This is a genomic window from Niallia oryzisoli (assembly GCF_043641075.1).
Taxonomy (GTDB): Bacteria; Bacillota; Bacilli; order Bacillales; family Cytobacillaceae; genus Bacillus_BD; species Bacillus_BD oryzisoli_A.
Genome location: NZ_JBHZRC010000009.1, coordinates 104,207 through 126,748, shown reverse-complemented (window position 1 = coordinate 126,748; position 22,542 = coordinate 104,207). Strand labels below are relative to the sequence as shown.

The window sequence follows — 22,542 nt, the reverse complement described above, 5'->3', positions numbered from 1 at the left end:
TTTAATATCGGAAAAGTTAGAAAAACACTATGGATTCTTCTAAACCTAATAAGTGTAATATAGTTTAGCAGGGAAGGGATCCTTATGTGTTAATTAGAGCTTTTCCTTTTAACCAATTAAGCATTTTTTCATCATTTTTATTGTTTTGACGCTTATTTTCCTTCCTTAGGTATCGAGAAAGAGTAGTATGGGCAATCCCAATTTCTTCAGCTGCCTTACGAATACTCATATTTAAATAATTAATCATTTCATCCATGGCCTCAGGCGATAATTTAACTTCTTTTACATCAAAGTCAAAAATTTGTTGTTCAACTTTTACAACTTTTGTAGTTTTATCTTTTTCAAGGATGCTTTTTTTGTGTGTTTTTTCAATCACATCAGCTTCTATTGTTGCAGCTGATTCAATCATAGCTACCTTTAAATTGTTACTTTTTTCTTTAGTTCCCAAAAAGGTACTTTCTGGCATTATTTGGTGCATCTTTTCTAAGATGCTTTGATCAAGCGTGGCTTGAGAGGATAGCTCCACATTCCTTTTGTACCCTTCAACCAAATTATCCGTTGGAAAAATAATAATACTACAGTTGATCCAACTCTTATACCAGCCTTTTTTTCCAACTATAGATTCATCAAAAGACTCCTTATACTCCCAATCCTTAATGACTCCATCAGCTTTAAAGTCATCCAATACATTTTCTAATTTATCCTTTTTGTCACTCCAGTTATATCGTACAGGTATATCCATTTCTTTTAATAAAGTTGATATTTTAAACGGTTGAGTCAATTTTGATTTTAGTCGAATTCGCATTTTCCATTGTCGATCAATGTATCGTAGCAGCCGTTTATGCTCTTTTTGTGTCTGATGGCTATATTGAAAAACTTTAAGATGTAATAACCCAATCATTTGACTTGAGGCACTAATTAAAGGAGTGAGTAGGGCTGTGGGTTTAATTTGTAACGCATAGACCCCTTGTGCTTCACCTGTATTCTTGTCATAGGCCACACGTATAGCTCCAATATCAAACATTCGCTTAAAATCTTGGAAATCATATTGTTTATCCTCTTGAGTGATAACTTTCCCTTCACTCAATGACACCCACATGCTTGATAAAGCTACAACCCTTTTCATGATATTAAAACGATCCCGTTCTCTAATTACCAACTCTTTTGCATTTTTCTCAGAGTCCTGTATTTGCCTTAATCGCAAAGCATCATTACTATGAAATTCAATATATCCTTCGTTGTTTTTAGGTGTTACTAGCCATAGATAGGTAATCAAATCAAATAAATCAGCTGTCCATTCATCCAAAGAATTATAAGCTGAATCTACCAACCTCATCCAAAGATCTTCTTGATCTTCCTTCAATGCAATCTGCGTTGTTTGAGTGGGGCGGAGTTCGGCCATTCCTCTAAAGTTGCCTTTGTTATCAATTAGATCAGCAGCCAATTGCCCCGCACCCCTTTCTTTAAATTCTTTCTTTTTAGCTACAATATTCCGTATCATATGGTAGTCATTATCCATACTGGTATATAGATAATCCTGTTCCATGGTATGGTCAATCGTTTTTTCGTTCAAACTGAGAGTGACATCTTCAAGGAATTCACTATATAAAAAACTCGATACGGTAGCGTAAATGGTGTCCGAGTGTTTCAAAACAGCTTCCTTAATCATGCTTTTTGTAATATGCTTTTGAAAATATAAGCCTTCGGTAAGAAAAAGATATAAAGCTTTAAAACTCGGACTCATACCGACAGGAGGATATTGATTTCTTACTTCATCCTCAGTCATTTGATAGGCTTCCTTGTACCATTTTTCTAAAATATTTGGCCGATCTTCAAAAAGATATTTTGTTTCTTCAAATATAGAAATTTTTATTAGTTGATACGGTAAAATTAACTGATCTTTAATTTCCGAATAATTGGTCATAATCAAAAAGAGCCCTCCTCTAACTATTGACTATGCTCTTCTTAATGGCTAGAAGGGGTAATAGTATTATGTTTTTGAATTAAATCTTCTACTGCTTCATCTAATAAGCGAGACATAGGTATACGAGTAATAGTAGAAAGCTCTTTTAACTTTTCTAGTAATTTGGAATCTAATGTATTTCCTATTCTTGTTCTAGTTTTTAAATCACTCATTATATCACTCCTCTAGAAAAAGTACGCACATAAACTTATATAAGTTTATAGTAATCTATTAAGAATGAAAATGCACCACAAATTTACACAGTTTCGTCCTGCTCGTATACCAAATCCTCTAAAATGCACCACTATACAATTTTATTCCCATTATGTATAGGGAAAAGGAAATGTTAGTCGCTCGAAATGGCTGTAAATATAATCTTGGACAGAATCAAACGTGAAATATCAACGTTTTGATATGAATTTAAAATAATTAATATAAAAAGTGCACCAAATCTGCACATTTTCGTCCAACTTGTGTACCAAATTTCTTAGAAATGCACCACTATCCAACTTTATTCCCAGTGTGTATGGAAAAAGAAATGTTAAGTGATCGATGTAAATATAATCATGTGACAGAATCAAAACGTGAAATATCAACGTTTTGATATGAATTTAAAATAATTAATATAAAAAATGCACCAAATCTGCACATTTTCGTCCAACTTGTGTACCAAATTTCTTAGAAATGCACCACTATCCAACTTTACGACCAGTATGCATAGAATAAAATGTTAGGTGATTGCTGTAAATATAATCATGTAACAGAATAAAACGTAGAATATCAACGGCTTGATATGATATTTAAAATAATTCATATAAAAATGCACCAAATTTGAATCAATTCGTCCAAACCGTGCACCAAATTCCTCTGAAATGCACCATTACTGTTATCATTTAAAATGACTATGATAATAATCTCGTCCGAACCGTATGTCAGAATAATCCCGGTATATCGACATTTTAAAGGGGGGTTAATAAATAAACGTTAAAAATGCACCATATTTTTATACCATTTCGTCCAAACAGTTTGTTAAAAATGCACCGTTTACCCGAATCATCTCGTCCAAACCGTGTTTCAAAAAAAGTAGAAATAATACGTAGAGGTGTAGTGAAATCAACCTTTTTGAGTGTTTGGTTAAAATCAACAAGCACGGAAAAATTGGTGCATTTTTATGTTTTTTGGTGCATTTTCCCGTCTAAACCGTGCAATAAAAAAATTTTATAATTTCTTTCAAACCCTTGAGGCACTTGCCCTCAAGGGTCTTTTTTTTTTGGTGCATTTTCTCTTAAAGAGCATCAATTTGCAAAAATCGAGTTCGATATAATTTCCTTTAATGAATATTGGTCGAAAAAGGAAGTTTTATTACGAAAGAAGGTGAACTAGATAATGACAGTTGTTCAAAATGTAACACGTAATGTCGTATCGGCAGTTGAAATAATGCAGTTTATGACACATAATAGTTTACTTTTATACAAGAAAAAGGGATCTCGTATCTCACATGAAAGATTCATAGCATATGAAGCAAAAGAAAAACAGAATCAATACCGCAAGGGCGTGGTATTTGTTACACCTTCTAAGGATGATCTTGTTGAAGGGAAGGGGTATGTAGTTACCTCCTATGAAACGCTTCATGACAAGAGACAATCTTTATCCCATTGGACTCCAAATACTTTTCGAGGTGGTACATACTATAACTTTCAAAAAAGAATCATAAAAGGACATACGCGCGATAATTTAAAGCAGATTAACGTGATTGGATTTGATATTGACACAAAAGAAATCGACCTTTATGGCCTTTATTTGGGTTGCGAAGAATTGGGATTGCCTCGTCCAAATTTATTGTTGGAAACTCCTAGAGGATTTCAGTTTTTCTTTGTCCTGGATATACCTTTTTATATACATAAAAATCAAGATTATAAGTCTCTAAGAGTTGCAGAACGTTTATCTGATAACGTTCGTAAAGCGCTATCTACATATCTCCCAGTAGATACAAATTGTGCACCATTCGGGTTTTACCGGATTCCAAGAGAGGATAATGTTTTAGATTTTTATGATGAACCGGCTAATACTAGGGAGCTTCTGTCTTGGTCTAAGAACTATGAAGAACAAGAAAATAGAACCTTTCTACGTGTTGTTTACAATAAGGATAGTGCAGTGATCGAACATACGTCATCAAATTGGTATCGTGCGCTTATTTGTGCTACAGACATTGATAGAGGTCATCATAGTGCTAGTCGAAATAATGCGTTAATGACATTGGCTCTTGCTAATTATGCAAGTGGACGCTCTATTGAAGAAGCTTATGATGAGTTAGATCAATTCAATAGTAATTTAGCTAATCCGTTGTGTAAAAGTGAGTTTGAGAGAACATTGAAAAGTGCTTATTCCGGTAAATATAAGGGAGTAAAGCGTTCTTATGTTGAAGGATTATTAGAAATTTGGACTGATGGACAAGCTCAATTTTCAGGAAGAGAAGGTTGGTATAAATTTAAAAAACCACGTACAGAAAGAATACGCTCTCATTATGAGGAACGAGAAGAAGATATCCTTGTCTATTTGTCAGCGCATACAAACCAAGAAAATTCCTATTTAGAGGGTTCTCTAAGTATGCTTGCTGAAAAGTTCGGAATGGCTGTATCAACGCTTAAAGAGGTTTTAAAACGTTCCAATAAAATAATAAAACGAACTGTTGGTCGAGGGAGAGCAGCCGTGACGAAAGTTGCTAGTCGATCCATGCTATTTAAAAGGTTGCTACTTTTACGTAAGAACCAGATTAAACAAGCACAATTAACATTTGACGAGCTGTTACCAGAGCTAAATGAATCTTTTCGTACACTAGAGATTCCATTCTTAGAAGCGGAATTACTACTTCATGAAGTAGATTTATTGTACCGGGCTGGAGCGTCCCCACCATATCGAATGACTAGTTGAAAATTAATAAGCCAGTCTGCCAATACATATCTATATTCTCCTTAGGTTGTGTTCTGTCTTATTCTGATGTTTTGTATCTTTTTATTTAGTTATATGGGAGGATGGATTATTTAGATTTATAAAAACATAAGAGGTGTTCGTTTAGTTGTTTTAAGAATATGTGTAGTTAGTTCATTGTGTTAATTACACACTGATTAATAAGACGGGCGAGCGTTAGGATTTGGAGTTTCTGGAGGATATTCACCGTATACTTAATGAGTTAAGGATATATTGATTTTGAGGATAGAAAAAAATTACAAGAACTATCAGCGAATTTTTTTAATATTTATGCAATTTGAGGAATAGAAGGATTAAATAAGTCAGGAAAAGAGTTAAGCTGTAAATATCTGTTAAAGTATCAGCGATATCAAGAGCTGATTCTACAATGGAAAGGATGGGGGCTGCTATAAAATAGGGTTTTATGTTTATATGTAGTCCATAAAAAACGAACAATCACTTTTATGATTGTTCGTTTTAATGAAATGTTAATTTTTTTCGATTGTTTGATTTATCTCATTTGCTTCATCCTTAATGGACCAGCCTGTTTTTAATCCTAACATAAACCAGCCAAGTGCCAGAGCACCGATTCCGAAAATTGTATCTCCTATCATTCTAAGCCATATAAAGGTTTGAACTGTATCCTGCTGCAGAAATTCAGCAGACCGAGCATACCACATACCATGCTCAACGCTTGCCCATGTTTGTAGGAGTCCAACTGGAAGGAGACTTAATAATATCATTAAAGCAAGTCCGATATTAATACACCAAAAAGCAAAGCTGAGTATTTTGGTTTTCCAAACTTTTTGGCCGGTCAAACCTTTTAAACAGAACAGCATAAGTCCGATTCCGAGTACTCCATAAACACCAAAAAGGGCAGTATGTCCATGTACAGGTGTAGTATTGAGTCCTTGCATATAGTAAAGTGCAATGGGAGGGTTGATAAAAAACCCGAAGAGCCCGGCTCCCACTAAATTCCAAAATGCAACTGCTACGAAACAATATATAGGCCACTTATAGGATTTGACCCAGGGCTTAACCCGGCTATGAGTAAGATTTTCATACGCTTCAAATCCAATTAAGACAAGCGGCACAACTTCTAACGCGCTAAACACAGCTCCAAATGCCATAACTCCCATTGGTGTCCCGCTGAAGTATAAGTGATGGAACGTTCCAATAATACCTCCAAATAAGAAAATGATAGTTGAAAATAATACGGAAGCCGTTGCGGTAGATGTACGTAAAAGTCCCATTCTGGTAAAAAGAAAGGCCATAACAACTGTAGCAAATACTTCAAAAAATCCTTCTACCCATAGGTGCACAACCCACCAGCGCCAATATTCAGCCATTGATAAATGAGTTTGTTGCCCCCACAATAAACCAGGAATATAGAATAATGGTATGGCTGTTGTTGCAATGATAAACATAATTAAGAGGTGACGATCCTTTTTAGACTTTTTAAAAGCAGGTAATAGAGCTCGTCCCATTAAGTATAACCAAAGGAACAAACCGACTGTTAAGAAAATCTGCCAGAAACGACCTAAATCAACATATTCATAGCCTTGATGTCCGAACCAAAAGTTTGTTGCATAATCGAATTTTTGAAACACACCCATCCATTGTCCTGCCATGGAGCCAACTACAATAATTAAAAGACAAACAAATAGGAAGTTCACTAAAGCACGTTGATACTTTGGTTCGTGTCCAGAAACCGCAGGAGCCATAAACAAACCGGTTGCCAGCCAAGCGGTTGCAATCCATAAAATACCTAATTGTGTGTGCCATGTTCGAACCACTGAATAAGGAATCCATTCTTGAATCGGAATACCATATAAACCAGAGCCTTCCACTGCATAATGGGCAGAAAGGACGCCAAGTGCTATTTGGACGACAAATAAAGCGGCGACAACCCAGAAATATTTTAGCGTAGCTTTCATAGAAGGCGTAGGTGAAAGAGCCAGTAATGGATCTTTTTCCGGATACACTTCCTCAATATGCGGCTCTTTATGCCGCTGAGCAGCAAAATACCAAGCTAAAGCACCGACACCTGACAGAAGCATCACAAAGCTGACAACGGACCAAACCACCATTTCTCCGGTTGGTTTATTGTCAATTAAGTCTTCATTCGGCCAGTTATTGGTATAGGTTATATCGCTACCTGGACGGTTTGTTGCTGTTGCCCATGTACTCCAAAAGAAAAAGGTATTCATAGCGCTCATCCGTTCAGAATCCTTAACCGTATTTTTCGGGATGGCATAATGATCTCGAAGCTCTGAAAATTTTGGGTTATCCATAAATAACCCGGTATAATAATTATTCAAATGTTGAAAGGCCTCAGCACGGTCATTTGAAATGACAAGGGTTTTTGTTTTTTTATCAAATGTATTTGTTCGAATTTCTTGTTTTAAACGTGCTTTGAGTTGTGCCTGCTGTTCTACGTTAAGGTCTTCAAAGTCATTTCCAAACTCTGCATTACCCCATTTATTCAAAATATACAATGATTCCCGATGGAGCCAATCTGCATTCCAGTCAGGTGCCACGTATGCTCCATGGCCCCATATACTTCCAACCTCTTGACCTCCAATAGACTGCCAGACATTTTGACCGTCCTTTATATCCTGACCTGTAAAGAGGATAGTTCCATCCTCTGTAACGACCAGTTCAGGAATAGGAGGCATAACTTGATAAATACGACCGCCGTAATATCCTAAAATAGCAAACGAAATAATGATAACTAAACTTAACGTAATCCATAAACGGCGATAATTCATTCACTCCACCTCATTTCATACATGTTTTTGTAAGTTAGGCATTATTACCTATGTTTACCAAAGCTGTCTAAATTATGTACACAGAAGCTGGTTTTTTTAGAAGGGGGGACGGTTTATAGGGCTGAGCAAGGTCGTAACATATAACGGGTGGGATTACCTCGAGAAAGAATTAGTCATTCACTCGTAGCGAGTCTTGGAGGGGAGCAAGTAACTGCTATCTTTAAGTGTAGACAGTTAGCTAATGGTTGAAGGGAATGAGCTCCGAAATCCCTTGTAAAGTTGAGAGGGTTGATGCCTTGAAGTGAGCAGAAGTCAACACTACGCAATGGTACGTAGGTTTTCATTTCTTTTTAGAAACAAGAATCCCAAAATTGATTAAAGATTTTCGATCCTCCATTAGTTTTGTAAAAAAGTTACGGAATGCTTTCATTTGAATAGCCTACTTTCTATAGCTTATAGGAATATTTTTACATGGAAATATAGGAAGAGCAAAGTCATTGAGAGCGGTACTGTTCCCAGGAAAAGCGTTATCATTTATGTTTTTCTTTTAATTCTCCATTTTTGTTGCTCGGAAAATCTGTGCATTTTCGTCTTGTAAGCAGTGTAAATGGGGAACTGGTGTAGAAGTTCTTTGTTGTGTTGTATTGCCGCCATATTTTTTTGGTAAGGTTTTCTTCACAATGTTTACAACCAATAACAATTTTTTAACTCATTTTATGACCTTACCTTTTGTATTTTTATATATATAAATCGTCTAAAAAAGGCTTTATACCGATGTTTTATAAAATTTCAAAAATTATTGATATTTTCAATAGAATGTCGTATAGTATTATATAAAATAATATTGTATACATTTTAATGAAAAATAGTAGTGCATATATGGTAGCTTTAAGATCTACCATGCTCTTGGGTTTATATATAATATTAATGCTAAGAGATAAACTTTTTTGTGAATTTGATTAAAACCTTTTTTTAAGATAAAACTTAGGACAAGAGAGTGAAGAATATATTAATTAGAAATTAGAGATCGTATAGTAATAAAGAGGCCTAAACAGATTTGACCTTTATAATATCAGTGCGTTTATTTAATGTAATTCAGGTCTAATATGTTTATTATCATTATTTGGCTTGTTTATTTATAGAAATCCAATAGAAAGTCAGAATGACCATTTCTATATCTATTTTCAAACTTTTAAAGTGAGAGATTAGAGAGGAAATAAGGGTGTCATTTTTGGCTTTCTATTTTTTTGTACATTTATTTGTAAATTGTTTTAAGAGAAAAAGATTCATATGCATAATATCAACAATTCGAAGAGATTAGATCTATCCTTTTAAATTTAATGAAAGTGAAAACAAAGTAGAGAAGATTTCTGATAAAGGTTGGTGATTATGTATATAAAAGATGTTTACTCTATTCGACTTAATAAACAAGATACTCTTATAAAAGAATATCTTAAAAAATATCCAGTAGCTGATCAATCACATATTATCAAAGATTTAATTATTGATGGCATCCATACTCGTCAAAATGAAACGCAAAGTATTAAAAAGACTAATGAAAAATTGGAAGAAATCTTGGAGCTACTTAAAAGCATGCAGATATTAGGGAAAGCTGAGGAAGATTCTTAAATGCAAGAGGAAGAAAAGGATGATTTGAAAGAGAGTAATCTGGAATACGATTAATAGAATCACATATTATTCATATTTGGATAGATGGAGTGTGAAGAGATATGTCCAAAAGAATGGGTCTCAGTCGTAAAGTAAAACAGACCTTGCTTGAAAAATTTCAAAAGTACAACGAAAGATTTTTTAAAAGTGAAGTGGAAAAAGAGACTAAAGAAATTGAGGGAGAAAAAATAATCCATTTGGAACAAATTCATTGGGAGGACATCCAAGATGATGGATTGATCATAGCTAAATATGAAGTCCCTGTAGGAAAAAATATATTTCCATACATTGGAGAGGTAGGTTATTTCATCAGGGCCGAAGATAACAAGCCTCAGAAAATTTTTATTCGAAAAATTATACGATTGGAATGGCGAATGTCCAGGAATGAAGACCGTGGAATGGTTTTAGAAGTGGTATGTAAAGCAGAAATCGCAAAAGAGCCATCTCCTAAAGATTATAAAAAGCCATTTACAATTATTAACGGAGGAAAAACTGGAAGCTTATCTATCAATGCGTGATGAAAGGAGTTAAAAAAGTGTTTAAGACATTGATATATGTTGTATTAATGACTTTTCTTATTGTAATACTCGGTAGTGTTTTGTTGGAACAATTTCCTCAATTAATGCCATTGTGGAATGAATTTAAGGCAATCATAGCAGAACTTTATGAATCATCAAAAGTTAAATATGGAACCATTGCTACAATTGCGATTATCGTTGCTGTTGCTATGATGATTGGTACTAGTCGTATTGGATAAGAGAAGAAAGGGGGAAGCGATAGGATGTTTAGTAAGAAGAAACTTTTTTCTACGGAACAACACGATGGCCATCAGAAAATCGAGCAACAAACCAAAAAGAAAAAGGTAAAAAACAGATCTATTAGACCTAAAGGGTTTGTTGCAAGGATGGTAGGAGTAATCACGTTTTGGACATTATTTGGGTTTATGCTGCTCGTTGTTTTTGTAAATGTGTTTGGTAATTCTGATGAAGTAAATGCTGATCAGAAAATCGAAATTAAAACCAATAAGGCCATGTCGCAAGAAGCTGTACAATTTGCAAAGGATTTCTCCCAAGATTATTTTACATGGGTGAATTCTACAGAGGGTATCAAACAACGTCAAGAAGCATTGGTTAAATACTTGGGGAATAATTTAAATGAACATGCAGGCCTTGGAATTGACAAATTATCGTGGAATTCCCAATTTGTTGATGCAGTAGTAAAAGGTACGGAAGATAAAGGAAATAATATTTCTACTATTACATTGAAAGTAAACTTTAAGCTTTATCAATTTGAGGAAGATGGTGTAACGGTAAAGAACGAAAAAGCAGGAGTTAAATATTTCGTAGTTCCGGTTGCTTATGATGGACATTCGTTTGGTATTTATGAATTGCCAAAATTCACTTATGTACAAGAAGGAACAACACTAGATAAGGTAACTTATCCAAAACTAAAACGCGCTGAAGAAAAAGATATTACAGAAGTTAGAGGATTTTTGACAACCTTTTTCCGTAGTTATGCGGAAGATCCCCAGGATCAATTAAACTATCTTTTAGCTGAAGATGATGTCATTCAAGGCTTAAATAAAACCATGATATTTGAGAAAGTTGAGAGTGCAGAAATATTTAAAGCCAGTGAAAATAAAGAATTTGTGATTTATACGGAGGTTACTTTTATAGATCCCGATTCAAGTATTGCTTTTGATACAAATTACCAACTTACAGCTGTACAGAAAAATGGTAAATATGTGGTAAGTGGAATGGATGAACATAAAGGGCAAGCAGTAAAATAGAGACTGCTGCTGATTTAAAAGTGGATGAAGAAAAAAGCGTAAATAAGAAAAAGACAATGGGGTGAGTCAAATGGGTTTGGAAGAAGTATTCAATTGGGTTAAAGAACAAGCAGGATATGTGCTCATGATAGTGTTAATTGTTGTTGTTTTAGTAACAGCTGCAAAACGAGCCTGGATTGCCATGTTAGGTGCTGTTATTGGGATAGCGTTTGTAGGGATCTTTATCGTAAATCCCAATGTTATTGTGAATTTGTCTGAATGGTTTGGAGAAAAACTAAAGCTGGGTGCTTAATTAACTTAACGACCAGAAAGGGATACTCATGGAAAAAAATCAACGAGTATTGTTGCTTGTTTTAAATGACTTTTTAAAGTTTGATAGAAAAATTTATCAGTTATTCGGATTGAAATTGGGAAGGCCCCTAAAATTAAAGACATTACTTTACTTTTTATTCATCTTAGTTTTAGAAGTGGTGCTGTACTTTACCCCTGTATTGGGATTACCCCTTCACTTGTTACCAGAATCGTTTCTTTTAATTATACCGGCCTTTTTGGCTTATCTGCTATCAGATATTCCAGCAGAAGGGCGTATGCCATTGGCATTCTTAAGATCCTTTTTATTCTATCAATATAGGAAAATGAAAAAAGTAACTTATTGTCGGGGAAGAGAAATTCAAAAGCCAACTAACTATGTGTTCTCTGGTTATGCCACAGTAAAAGTAGAAAAACAGAAAAAGTTCAAAGGAAGAAAGGTAAAAATGAATCCTCAAATCTCGATTTCTTATAATCTCGGGAGGGATTGGAAGAGAAAGGAACATGCCGATGAGAGCAGTACTTGATTTCCCAATTAAACATATTGATCAAAATTTAGTATTTGGAAAAGATGGAACGGTTACGGCATATTATAGGATTTCTGGATTTAACTATGACTTTCTAGATCATGATGATAAGTTCATTCCATTCATTAAGCAACGATCTTTCTTAGAAAATAATAGTAGCGATTTGCATTTTATTTTAGAACCTTTTCCCACCAATGTTGAAGAGATAATTGACAATACGATTGCTGAAATTAAAGAAAAAGATTATTTATTACGACAAAACGGGATTAGATATCTGAATGTTTTGAAAGAAACTATTTCTAAACAAAAGAACATTACGGAAACGAGTGAAAACATTCAATATATCGGAATTCAGTTAAATCCACAAAACAATAGATACGAAGACAGTAATTATGGAACCTCTGCTTTCAAAATCATAAATGAATTTCTGAAGGGATTAAATTCTCCAGTTAATAAAGCGGTGGGGTTGCACGCAACAGACATTTTAACTGATGAAATTCTTGCTTGGAAACAACAAGCTGAAATTGTGAGAGAATCTCTAGCTTCAGCTTATAACTGCCTAGTTCAATCAGCAACACAGGCTGAATGTATTTATTTAATTGAGAAGGAAACATCTGTTTCTCCCTCAAATAATGATGTAGAAGTCAGACATAATTATACTTTCGGCGAAAAAGTAAAAGGATTGAATAAAGAGGGTATGGAACATGAAGCAGTTCGACCACATGAGATGGGATTTGTGGAGCTGCAGGACGCTAATATTGAGGAAATATCGCCAACCTCACTTTTGATTAGCAAGATTATTGAGGATAAAGAAAAGAAGCTGTACACTCGTTATTTTGTTGCCAAGCAATTGAATACCGAGAACTATTTTCCTGGATTTGAATGGTTGTATCATTTGCAGTCAAAAGTGCCATTTCCGGTATCGGTATCTATCAGAGCTTATTATCAGTCAAATAAATTGATATTGAAGAAGCTGTCCGATAAACGTTTAGAATATCAAGACCAACGAGAAGAGGCTAATAAGGCTGGCAGCTCAACTGATTTAAGCTTGAACCAATCGGAAAAAGGGACCATACAAGCAGAAAGTTTATTTAGCAAAACTGGAATTCCGGCATATTCATGCTCATTTGTATTTAAAGTATCTGCAGAAAGCGAAAAAGAATTAGAGATTCGCTCCAGAAGGCTAAAAGATGAGCTAAGTACATATGGGATTAAGATAGTTGCACCATACGGGGAACAATTAAATCTCATGATGGAAAAACTGCCTGGCAGCCGTCAAATTAATAACGATTACAAAATTGAAGTGGAAAGTGGCGTATTGTCGGGAATGATGTTTGGCGCAACCACCAATATTGGCGATAATCGGGGCTTCTTTATTGGCTATACTGAACGTCTGCAACGTCCTGTATTTATCCAACCAGATCTTGCTGCTAAATCATTTGAAGGTCTAAATAATATTGAAGACTCCATTTCAGCCCTTGTGGCTGGGGCAACTGGAAAAGGGAAATCCTTCTTTATGAACCTTTACACGTATTTATCAGTGTTAACGGGTTCGCAAGCTTTAATCATTGATCCAAAAGGAGATAGAAAAGGTTGGAATAGCCTTCCTATGATTCCTTCTGAATTCATTTCAAAATGGACATTGGGAGCAGATAGGAAAGACGCAGGCTGTCTTGATCCTTTCCGAACAAGTGTTGATGTGGAAGAAGGAAAATCTCATGCGTTGGATATTCTTTCTTATCTTGTAGGTGTGGATATTCAAGATATTGGCTACACCATTTTGAGTGATGCTGTTGAACAGGTGAAGAATATGCCAGATCCATGTATCGGAGCCGTTATCTCATATCTAGAAGATCAATATGAAAATCCAGACGAAAAGATGTCCGAAAAACGCTTTACTGCACTAGAAACAATCAAAAATACACTAGTGTCTTTGAAGCGACAATCACTATCTCTATTACTATTTGGAGAAGTTGGTCAAGACTACAATACTATGAAGATTGATAAACCAATACAAATTCTTATGGTTCAAAATTTGAATTTACCGGATGGTTCATCAGAAAAGTTAAGACCATCTGAAAAAATATCGGAAGCAATTCTTATTTCAATTACTGCCTTTACAAAGCAATATATGTTCACGCAGGATAGAAGTCGCCACAAAGTCATTTTGCAAGATGAGGCAAGTGCTATTGATAATACGCCTGTTGGACGAGAGTTAATGAATTTTATTGTACGAATGGGTCGATATTATAACACTACTCTGTTAAAAGGATCCCAAAATGCCACAGATCATAATAAAGATGTAGCAAATATAGGGATGAAATTTAGCTTTGGTTTACGTACTAAGCAAGAAGCTATGGAAATGCTCGAATTCCTGAATCTGCCACAAACCAATACCAATATTAATAAAATCCGTAACATGAGCAAAGGAAATTGTTTATTCCAAGATATTTATGGCCGTTCGGCTATTATCCAAATTGATCCGGTTTTTGCGGACTTAGCAAAAGCGTTTGACTCCTCTACTTCTACTGAAGAAGAACGGGAGAGAGAAAGAAAACGGAGAGGTTATGTTAATCAATTACCAGATGAAATTGCGAATACAGAAGGAACACCACAGGAGGAGGAGATAGAAGAAGTCATTGTATAAATCACAGAAAGGGGCAAATGATTACATGCAACAATTATTAAGGAATGTATTACTGTGTATGGGAGTTATTGTATTTCTCGTGGGATGTTCTGAAAAGGAAGTATCACAGGTTGAAAAAAGTTATGAAGAATATGATCGAGCAGCTGAGGAACATCTTCTGAATGAAATGTTGATTGATAAAAAGGAAACAGGAGAAAAATATGAACTTGTGGCATTTAATGGTTTTGAAGAAAAGTATAATCAAATGTTATATCAAGTAACCTACTATAATCCTGAAATTAAAAAAGATAGTTTATATATGATAAGTGTTGTAAAAAAAGATGGGGAATATAAAGCTGAGGATGCAATTTTTGTAATAAAGGGAGAGCACTTTAGAAATGATCCATTGAAGAACCAAGTGTTAGATGAAAATAAAAAGAGTCTCGGCTCCATCGATTATGGTCATCTATCAAAATTAATTGAGAAGTATCCCAAACAATCCTATACGGTTCATAAATATGTGGAGTCTCAATAGGAGAGAGGATTAAATAACTATGAGGAAAAAATATAAAATAATTATTTTATTTTCTCTAATCATAATATTCTTGATCAGTTCTCCCTCTATTCAATCATTTGCTGAAGGCTCAGAAAGAATAGATGAATCTGAATCTACTATTGAAAATAATGAAAAACAAGAAATTGAACTTGGCCCAGAAGATCCAATGTATGGTTCAAGTTATGGAGCATATAAAGGTGATAAAGTCCAATATACACTTGATATTGCTAATCCAGCTGAACTTGAAGAAAAGGGTTTTTTCAGTAATGCATGGGATTTTGTTTCATTGCAAGTTGTAGACGATAAAATATCCGAAACACTTCATTATTCAATATTTTTTGTTGTAGATATGAGTTTCAAACTTAATGTGTTTATGACAAATGTTATGTTAGCTATTCTGAATTTCGCTTATAACACAAATATTATAAGTGCTTTAATAGACAACATCGAAGAAACAATTAAGAATTTTACGGGTATATCGGGTACGAAGTTTGGAAACTCGGGTCTATTTGGCGGCTTTTTAGGACTTGTTTCATTATTGACTGCTCTTTTTACATTGTATCAATTTATTGTTAAAAAAGCGTCTATTTCAGCCTTTAGCAGTATTTTGCAGTCGGTATTTGCACTAACATTAGCTTTGTTATTTTTCAGTAACTATGCAGATGTTTTGAAAGGAGCTCATAGTGTATCGACGGATCTATCAGCTGCTTTATTATCAGGAAGTATCGATATAGATGTTAATGATACGAGTGGGATTATCGAAAATACAACAGTTCGTGAAAAAATGAACGATAATATCTTTACTATGTTTGTTCATAAGCCATATCTTATGCTGCAATATGGAACAACCATTGAAGAAAATATTGGTTCAAATCGGGTAGAAGAATTGTTAACAACAAAAAAAAGTGAGGAAAGGACAAATATTGTTATCAAAGAAGTAATGGAAAACGGAAATGAGACACTTACATATGCTGGTGTCATGAATCGTCTTGTATTTGTAGGCGTGATGACAATTACGAATGCGGTTAGTTCTATTCCTATCTTTTTATTAGCGTTATTCCTCGTCATTTTCCAATTCTGGTTTCTAGTGATTGCACTAATTGCCCCATTTGTATTTTTGTGGAGCGCTATGCCAAACCAATTTGGCGTGTTAAAACGATATTTTTTTGAAATGTCTATACCGCTTTTATTAAAGATGGGCTTATCAGTTATCGCTTTGGTCATTTTCGGTATTACGGATGTTCTATACAACATTGATACACTTGGTGGAGGAACACAAGGGTATATCATTACAACACTTCTTCAAAGTCTAATCCTTTTTACATTATTCCTCTTGAGGAAACGCATATTTAATGTATTCTCATTGGGTTCAAAAGAACTCAGCATAATGAGGGAACAGATGAATTCCACATTTATCGATCCAGCGAAAAAAGGTATGAGTAATACATTAACCACAGGTGGTGCTATAGTTGGCGCAGTAGCAGCTGGGCCCCAAGGTGCTTTGTTAGGAGCAAATATAGGTGGTTCTTTAGGCAATGCTATCACAGGAGAGTCTGACTTGTCAGAAATGACAAGAGGGGCATCCATTAATATGATGATGATGGACCGAATGAATCGACAGGTTCAAACGGAAGCAGGTAATAACATATCCGAAGTGAATTTAAGCGATTCAGCACCAATAAATAATGAAGCAGCTAATGCTCACTTAACCCAACAACATTTACCAAATGAAATGATCCATTCCACCCCGGGGGAAATAAAAAAGAGTAATATTATCGGAGTAACAAAGGATCAAGAAACTCAACAATTAGAGCAAGCAGGAACTGAATTAGGACTAAGTGGAGAATCTATTAAAGCAAATAATTTAACCTCACCGTCAATTCAAGACAGCAAGATGGTTGATATCCCGACTGATCAATCAACACCGTTGCAGAGCTCTAAATTTGAAAGTACGCCTATGGGTAGTTCTTCACTACAAAATCAACGACCTGTACTTGATAGCAACTTTGAACAAACCAATAAAGAATATATTGTGGACAATGATGATCAATCTATTAGTCTTGAAGAAACAAATTTAGATACAAAAAATCTAAGTGAATAAACTCCTTATACAAAGTGGGTGATATATGATGGATCCCAAAACAAAAAACAATATGATTAATAGCATGATAGGATTAGCTTTTGTGCTATTAATCTTTTCTTTTGTAGAAGGGAAAAATACGGATTCAGAGAAAAGAGAAAAAGAAGAAGCCCAACTACAAGAAGACAAAGGTTTCTTCTTTACCAGTCCTTCTCCCCAAGATAATACAACTAAAGAGACTAAATCAACAGATTCAGGTGACTTACAAAAAATTGAACCAAATGAAAAGTTGGCTGATGTGATAGAAGATGGCTCCAAAGGAGAAATAGTAGAAATAGCAGAATTAAAAGATTTTTTTTCTGAAGAAGATATTAAGGCATCTAATGAAGTAGCAAGGCAATTCTCTGAAAACTATTATCCATTTGACGGCGGTGATCCACTATCGCATATTGAAAACGTTAAAGAATATATGACAACAGATTTATATGAGCAAGTATCTAAAGAGGTTCCCAGATCAACCTTAACCACATTTAGAAAGGAAGTAAAAAGTATTGAGTTGTATGAACCATACGATGTATCCAGTAAAGAGATTATGTGGATGTCAAGGATAAATGGAACGGTATATAATCACGCAGGTGAAAAAACAAAGGATGAGGTTTTAGAATATCGTTTAATAATAACAAAGGAAAATGAAGATAAGTTTAAAGTGAAAAATGCAATTATCACCTTAACTAACTAGGGTAATGAATCTATGAAAATTTCTAAATGGATTCTAATTTTATCTATTCCTTTGTTAGCAATTATTATAACCTTGGTCATTCTAGTTTTCGCGATGGGAACTTCTTTACTATCAAGCTTTACTGATGATGATAAGCCTGAATTTGATGGGATGATTTTAGGACCGATTGGGGAAAATGAAATTCCTTCAGAATTAATTCCAATTTATCAAAGAGCAGCAGAACAATATAATCTAGACCAGTGGATTATTTTAGCAGCAATTCATAGAGTAGAAACCAGATTCTCAACTCTTGGCGTTATGGAATCACCAGTTGGGGCAACGGGGCATGTTCAATTTATGCCATGTACCTGGATGGGATGGGGACACCCTTCCTGTGGAGGATTGGGAAAGGGAAATATGTCCAATGGAGATTTAATAAATCCTGAATTAATAACAAAATATGGAGGCTATGGCGTAGATGCTAACGGGGATGGTAAAGCTGACCCCAGTGATATTGAAGATGCTATTTTTTCAGCTGCTAAATATCTTACTGCTAATATGTCAACGGATGGGAAATACTCGGATCCCTTAAAAAATGCTGTATATGCATATAACCATGCCGACTGGTATGTTGATGAAGTTTTTATGCATTTTAATCTTTATTCATCAGGTTATATTGCAAAGGAGAATAATCAAGTGCCAATAAGTATGATAGGAGATACTGTGTGGCCGGTACCTCATACCAAAAATATTACATCACCTTATGGTTCACGCTGGGGAACAATTCATGAAGGTATTGATATTAACCAAGCAGGTGATGCTGATCTAGGGAAACCTATTGTTGCATTTAAAAACGGAACAGTGGTTTATTCTAGAACAGGCTGGAATGGTGGCTGGGGAAATGTTGTGCAGGTGGAGCATAGTAATGGACTGAAAACTGTTTATGCGCATCTTAGCTCTCTAGGCGTCCGTGAAGGGCAACAAATATCAGCAGGTCAAGTAGTTGGTACAATGGGGCATACGGGAAACGTAAGGTCCTCCACAGGGAAAGGAACACATTTACACTTTGAAGTTTGGTTGAATGGAAACAGAATTGATCCTACACCATATTTAACTCCATGGTTAGGAGGATAAAAAATTTGCCTTGAAGGTGATATAGTACTTTCAGGGCTATTTGTTTATAGATTTTTGGATATTAACACCTGGTTCAAGGTATTGGTCAGGTAGGTTTTTTGGGCGATTACACACAGGTGATTGTGTACAGATCACTATAAAGAAAGAAGATATACAACCGGGGAGATTAAATAATGAGTTTAAAAGATTTTAAGCTACAAAATAAGAATATTCCATATTATCATTTCTCTTACAAAGGAAATTTTTATAAAGATTTAAGGGCAAAAAACATGATTCTCGCTGATGGAACACGAATAAATAGCTTTTTTAATCAGAAAACCTTTGAACAACATAACTTTGATCAACCTTATGTAAGGTTTCGGAAAGCAGCTATGTTCATTGTTCATTACTTCCCAGATCAGACAGGAAGAGATTTAGATAACTATATTTATAAACCTGTAATTGATTCTTTGCGAAAAACAGGAATTTTTTTTGATGATACTTGGCAAAATATATCTCTTTTTCTTCTTGGGGATCATTCAGAACAGGAAAAAATTGAAGTATTCCTAGTTCCCCACCATTCGGCATCTGCCTTTATGCAAGAGTACATGAGTGAAAGATTTCAGAGCGAATTGACCTTTGATGAGATCGTGTACCCACAAAATACAGATTTGATACAGTTTGAGGAAAAAGACAATAACAATGAGAAAAAACTCACCTCATTTTGGTGAAAGGTTCCTGAATTTTCATGTCAAAATAGATTTAGAAATCAAAACACCATTTTGACATTGAATTTGACACTAATTTTGACATGAGTTTTCATAAGAATCTGAAGGTAATACGTAAAAATCCTTTATTATCAAGGCGTTGTTGATGTTGGTAGGTATATAAATATTTCTGATTTATCAAGGTTAACAATCGAAATAAAGTGAGAACTATACGAGGGTACGCAGAATAGCTCACATCGAACAGTCTAATTACACTCTATATAACAGACAAAATGATTTTTATAAAACAGTTATGATATAAGGGGTGATGGAGCATGATGGAAGAGGTAACTTTTGATGGTTTGATTGTATCTGAGAAGGAACTAAAGGTGCTGAAAGATTTATATAATTATCGTTCATTAACGACAGAGCAGATTAAGAGAAAGTATTTTTCAGATAGCAAGTATTATGTAGATAGGGCTCTTTATCGGTTACGGAACAGGAAGATTATAACGAGTTCTGTGTTTAAAGGAAGTAGAGGAAAGGGGAGAAAAGGACATACGGTACATAGATTGACCGAAACGGGATTGGAGTGCCTGGCAAGGCACGGAATGAGTGTTGAGGTTCAGTCCACTCAGTTGTATATAAGACCCAATCAAATGCACTACTTGACGATGGCCAATGATGTAATGGTGGATCTTACCCTTGCAGGATGGGAAGTATGGGATTCAAGAAAGGTGAAAAGAGAATTCAACTTGGATAGGAAGATGACAATTGCAGGCTTACTAATCAACCCAGAAGGAAAGCGTTTTGGCTATTATGTGTTGGATTCAGCTTCCACAATACAGACGATAGGTAAGATTCAAGCGGAGATTAAAGACAATTACCCACGAATTAAGAACTTCATTATCTTCACTAAAGGACAGAGGTCATATGAGCAGTTTATGGAATATAGCTTCAATCCACGAAATAAAAGAGTAGCCAATCGATTAATTGAACAGAAGCCTATTTATACGGGTTATGATTTGAAAGTCGTTTCTTCTCGTACAGGAAGAAGGTTGCTACAGAAATATCCATTAAAAAGCGAATGGATATATGCTCTTGCCAATCATCTAGGTTTTGAAGTAATTAATGAAACCATCCCAGAAAATGAATTCCGTCAGTCATTTCCGATAGTAGTGAAATATAAAGACGAAGAAATGTATTTTGTTGACCTATTAGATTCAGACATTACCCAAATTCGCCATATTCAGAATTACAGCAACCAAAGCTACCAATGGGAGAAACGTAAACTCCTAGTAACCAACTATAGTTTCTTAAAAGAGTATCAGAGAATTGAGGACAACCCATTCTTGATTGAGAAGTTAGACATGAATCTTTCGGATATTGCCAAGCTATTATTTCCTGAGACGCTTCAATGATATATCGAGCATAGGATGGGCTGAATATGTGGCTTATGGGCAATAAATAGTTGATGGTCGGACTGGATTATAAGCTTCGACTTGCTACAAAACGAAAAAAACACCGCACGCGCATGGTAAATGGGGCCGTGAAAGTTGTCCGTTCAATATCTATAATCGCATTTAGTTGAGTTGTATCACAAATGAGTTTCAAAAAAGTATCAATTGAAAGGAAGTGGTGCAGCAATGAAATGGAATTTACGGATTCAATATATTTTAATGATTCCCTTGACCTTGGCCTCACTAATGTTTCTTGTAAGTGTGTATCAAAACTGGTTTATCCCAACCAAGTTCACTTTGTTTATCTTAATGATGATGACGGCCGGTTTGTTCGCAGTCCATATTGGTCAAAAGCAGTATAAAAAGCTTAAGGAAATGATGTTATTATCGACAGTAGCTATCTATCTTGTATTAATAGTTTCTGTTACTATTCATGACAGCTGGAAGTGGAATCTTATCTTTGATAAACAAGAGATTACGAAATTGAGTCTTATTATGTTCAGCGTGTTAGCACTATACAGTATCGTTATTTATATCCGAGCGGAAGCCTCATATAAAAAAGTCAAAGGAAATCAGCAGCATAATACTAAATGGCGAGTATCTGAAAGAGAAAAGAGAAGGTTAAACGAATCGGATGATATTTACCTTATTTTAGGGAAGATATATGAGAGTCCGAAAGGTTAGTAGAAATACATGTGGTTTTTCAAGATGGCGTAGTAATACAGCAAGACATACTCATTGCAAAATGTAAAGACGAGCTTGTATTTATCCTTTATTCTAAAAAAAGGGCTATTTTTTCACAAGGTTTTGCTTTTAAACAAAATTTAAACTAAAATATGTACATTTGATAGATAAATGAAATATCAAGGAGACTAACAAAATGATAACCGTAAAAGAACTTTTATATGTAATCGAAACGGGAATGAAAGAAGGTATAATTTTAGAAGATGATATTCTTATAGCTGACTTAAAAGGCAAAACTGTTGAAGTGGATTCTATGGAATCCAGGGACGAAGGTAAATTTGTATTTTTACTTAAAAATAAAAATGAATAGTATGCAATATAAAATTACATAACTTAACGAATAAGGCCTATGGGGCAAAATTATAATTCAATATGACCGTAAAAAATTTTATGAGGTGATATCTGGATGAAAGGGAAAACCGTCGTTTACAATAATCAAAATTATAAATGATTATAAAAACGGTAGAATTGAAATTGAAAAGGAAAATGTAAAGTCTGCATATCGTGATGTTAAGTTAGTGAAAACAGAGGAAGTACACATTAT

The 22,542-nt window shown here is 34.8% G+C and carries 19 protein-coding genes; 16 read left to right on the top strand and 3 right to left on the bottom strand.

Annotated features, from left to right (window positions below; translation table 11 throughout):
• Positions 1-82: 82 nt before the first annotated feature.
• Together ACHUFV_RS20815 and ACHUFV_RS20810 are read right to left on the bottom strand one after the other, a co-directional pair.
• Positions 83-1,930, bottom strand: coding sequence for a helix-turn-helix domain-containing protein (locus ACHUFV_RS20815; RefSeq protein WP_463516457.1), 1,848 nt, complete (start codon positions 1,928-1,930; stop codon positions 83-85).
• Positions 1,931-1,965: 35 nt separating this feature from the next.
• Positions 1,966-2,136, bottom strand: coding sequence for a ribbon-helix-helix domain-containing protein (locus tag ACHUFV_RS20810; RefSeq protein ID WP_394237488.1), 171 nt, complete (start codon positions 2,134-2,136; stop codon positions 1,966-1,968).
• 1,213 nt (positions 2,137-3,349) lie between these two features.
• Here ACHUFV_RS20810 and ACHUFV_RS20805 point away from each other — a divergent pair.
• Entirely contained in the window at positions 3,350-4,894 is a 1,545-nt protein-coding gene (locus ACHUFV_RS20805) for a primase C-terminal domain-containing protein (protein WP_394237486.1), read from the top strand.
• Positions 4,895-5,418: 524 nt separating this feature from the next.
• Here ACHUFV_RS20805 and ACHUFV_RS20800 read toward each other — a convergent pair.
• Positions 5,419-7,701 (bottom strand): nitric-oxide reductase large subunit, encoded by a 2,283-nt coding sequence (locus tag ACHUFV_RS20800; RefSeq protein WP_394237484.1) that lies wholly within the window; start codon positions 7,699-7,701, stop codon positions 5,419-5,421.
• A gap of 1,389 nt (positions 7,702-9,090) precedes the next feature.
• Here ACHUFV_RS20800 and ACHUFV_RS20795 point away from each other — a divergent pair.
• The 15 genes from ACHUFV_RS20795 (at position 9,091) to ACHUFV_RS20725 (ending at position 22,308) form a co-directional block, all read left to right on the top strand.
• Positions 9,091-9,330, top strand: coding sequence for a hypothetical protein (locus ACHUFV_RS20795; RefSeq protein ID WP_394237482.1), 240 nt, complete (start codon positions 9,091-9,093; stop codon positions 9,328-9,330).
• Positions 9,331-9,473: 143 nt separating this feature from the next.
• The gene (locus tag ACHUFV_RS20790; protein WP_394237480.1) at positions 9,474-9,887 is read left to right on the top strand and encodes a hypothetical protein; all 414 of its coding nucleotides are present in this window, start codon (positions 9,474-9,476) and stop codon (positions 9,885-9,887) included.
• Positions 9,887-10,126: a hypothetical protein gene (locus ACHUFV_RS20785; RefSeq protein ID WP_394237479.1), complete on the top strand. Its 240-nt coding sequence runs from the start codon at positions 9,887-9,889 to the stop codon at positions 10,124-10,126. Before ACHUFV_RS20790 ends, ACHUFV_RS20785 begins: the two co-directional genes overlap by 1 nt.
• 24 nt (positions 10,127-10,150) lie before the next feature.
• Positions 10,151-11,158 carry a conjugal transfer protein gene (locus tag ACHUFV_RS20780; protein WP_394237478.1) on the top strand — a complete coding sequence of 336 codons (1,008 nt, stop codon included), beginning with the start codon at positions 10,151-10,153 and terminating at the stop codon, positions 11,156-11,158.
• A 70-nt stretch (positions 11,159-11,228) separates the two neighbouring features.
• Positions 11,229-11,450, top strand: a complete 222-nt coding sequence (locus tag ACHUFV_RS20775) for a hypothetical protein (RefSeq protein ID WP_394237476.1) — start codon at positions 11,229-11,231, stop codon at positions 11,448-11,450.
• Between the two features lie 28 nt (positions 11,451-11,478).
• Positions 11,479-11,994 carry a TcpE family conjugal transfer membrane protein gene (locus ACHUFV_RS20770; protein ID WP_394237474.1) on the top strand — a complete coding sequence of 172 codons (516 nt, stop codon included), beginning with the start codon at positions 11,479-11,481 and terminating at the stop codon, positions 11,992-11,994.
• Positions 11,978-14,641, top strand: coding sequence for an ATP-binding protein (locus tag ACHUFV_RS20765; RefSeq protein WP_394237472.1), 2,664 nt, complete (start codon positions 11,978-11,980; stop codon positions 14,639-14,641). The genes ACHUFV_RS20770 and ACHUFV_RS20765 overlap by 17 nt, the downstream gene beginning before the upstream one ends.
• 25 nt (positions 14,642-14,666) lie before the next feature.
• Positions 14,667-15,155 carry a hypothetical protein gene (locus ACHUFV_RS20760; protein WP_394237470.1) on the top strand — a complete coding sequence of 163 codons (489 nt, stop codon included), beginning with the start codon at positions 14,667-14,669 and terminating at the stop codon, positions 15,153-15,155.
• 19 nt (positions 15,156-15,174) lie between these two features.
• Positions 15,175-17,277, top strand: a complete 2,103-nt coding sequence (locus ACHUFV_RS20755; RefSeq protein WP_394237468.1) for a glycine zipper family protein — start codon at positions 15,175-15,177, stop codon at positions 17,275-17,277.
• Positions 17,278-17,305: 28 nt separating this feature from the next.
• Positions 17,306-17,995, top strand: a complete 690-nt coding sequence (locus ACHUFV_RS20750) for a hypothetical protein (RefSeq protein WP_394237464.1) — start codon at positions 17,306-17,308, stop codon at positions 17,993-17,995.
• 12 nt (positions 17,996-18,007) lie between these two features.
• Positions 18,008-19,108, top strand: a complete 1,101-nt coding sequence (locus ACHUFV_RS20745; RefSeq protein ID WP_394237463.1) for a peptidoglycan DD-metalloendopeptidase family protein — start codon at positions 18,008-18,010, stop codon at positions 19,106-19,108.
• Positions 19,109-19,281: 173 nt separating this feature from the next.
• Positions 19,282-19,818 (top strand): RusA family crossover junction endodeoxyribonuclease, encoded by a 537-nt coding sequence (locus ACHUFV_RS20740; protein WP_394237461.1) that lies wholly within the window; start codon positions 19,282-19,284, stop codon positions 19,816-19,818.
• Between the two features lie 311 nt (positions 19,819-20,129).
• A complete protein-coding gene (locus ACHUFV_RS20735; RefSeq protein ID WP_394237460.1) occupies positions 20,130-21,215 on the top strand; it encodes a replication-relaxation family protein in 1,086 nt (361 codons plus the stop codon).
• Between the two features lie 225 nt (positions 21,216-21,440).
• The gene (locus ACHUFV_RS20730; RefSeq protein ID WP_394237458.1) at positions 21,441-21,938 is read left to right on the top strand and encodes a hypothetical protein; all 498 of its coding nucleotides are present in this window, start codon (positions 21,441-21,443) and stop codon (positions 21,936-21,938) included.
• A 196-nt stretch (positions 21,939-22,134) separates the two neighbouring features.
• On the top strand, positions 22,135-22,308 hold the full coding sequence (locus ACHUFV_RS20725; RefSeq protein ID WP_394237456.1) for a hypothetical protein: 174 nt from the start codon (positions 22,135-22,137) through the stop codon (positions 22,306-22,308).
• Positions 22,309-22,542 lie beyond the last annotated feature (234 nt).